This window comes from Pontibacter sp. HJ8, from assembly GCF_054824225.1.
Genome location: NZ_JSYF01000128.1, coordinates 1 through 1,490 on the forward strand (window position 1 = coordinate 1; position 1,490 = coordinate 1,490).

The window sequence follows — 1,490 nt, forward strand, 5'->3', positions numbered from 1 at the left end:
ACAAATGAGCCGGTCGTAATTGTTAATTCCAACCTGCGTGGTGCAGGTGCACTGGTACGCTCTTTAGGCAACTCAGCCGATATTACAATTCGTCACACCAATGGGTATGGCATCACCCCATCCCCCTGGAAAGATTATATGAAACCACGCCGTTTCCTGGCAGTGGATGTGTTCCGCAACATTGTAGTAGAAAACTGCTACATGGAAGGTACGGCCGGTATCTACGTAGGTCAGCGTTATGAAGGAAACGGTACAACTGCCAACACGATCAAGATACGTTATAACAAGGCGAAAAACATTGACGGACGTGTATACGGAGGTGGTAAAGCACTGGTACAGTTCGTACAGTTCAACTTCAAAGTAGGTGCTCCACACGTAGAGGTGGCCTGGAATGAAGTGATCAACGAAGCCGGCAACTCAGCTGTAGAAGATAACATCAACATCTACAACTCTCGCGGTACAGCCTCTTCTCCTATCCGTATCCACAACAACTACATACAGGGTGCCTACCCTATCCCGCATAACAACACGCGCTATACCGGTGGTGGTATCATCACAGATGGCGACGGTGACATCAATACCTGCCCTGCTTACATCACGGCGAGCGATAACCAACTGGTGAACCTGGGCAACTACAGCATGGGTATAGCCGGTGGCAACAACGTGCGCTACACCAACAACCGCGCTGTGAACTCAGCTCTGCACAAAGACGGCTCTAAGTTTGCCTTCTATACGTCAGGCCTCTGGAGCAAGGATTACTACAACAAGAACACAACGTTCTCTAACTCTGTTGACAACAACACGGTGGGTATCACAGCCTGGGGCTATGTGAACAACCGGAATGACGTTTCTGTAGCACAGAACGCTTCTTTCACCAACAATACTTTCCTGGCTGGTGGCGCTATTGCCACCAACGTAGAAGGCGACGAACTTAGCCGCTGGACACAGAAGCTGAGTGCCAATGGGATCGTACTGGGCCCTAAAGGAGGTGCATCAGCCGTTGCCAACCAGGCGCCGACAGTTTCCCTGACAGCTCCACTGGCCAACGCTTCTATTGCATTAGGTGCTGCCATCTCCATTGCTGCCAATGCTTCTGACGCCGACGGTACTGTAACAAAAGTGGAATTCTTCCAGGGCTCTACTAAGCTTGGAGAGTCTACCAAGGCTCCTTTCAGCTTCAACTGGACTGGTGCGGTGGAAGGCTCTTTCAACCTGACTGCCAAAGCAACAGACGACAAAGGCGCTACACAGACATCTGCTCCTGTTTCTATCAAAGTAGGAGCAGCCATCACATCTTTAGTACCTCAGTTACCAGGTTCCGGATCAACTACAAGCGGCACCGGCAAGATCACAAGAGAATTCTGGGCTAACGTACCAGGCAATACAGTTGGTAACATCCCGGTGACTACTAACCCGACTTCAGTATCAGAACTGACAACTTTCGAAGCAGCAACGAACGCGGGTGATAACTACGGCCAGCGCGTAAGAGG

The 1,490-nt window shown here is 50.5% G+C and carries 1 protein-coding gene; it reads left to right on the plus strand.

The features are described from left to right. The coding region (locus OB13_RS07150) for an Ig-like domain-containing protein (RefSeq protein WP_461489469.1) at nt 1-1,490 on the plus strand (1,490 nt) is incomplete at both ends.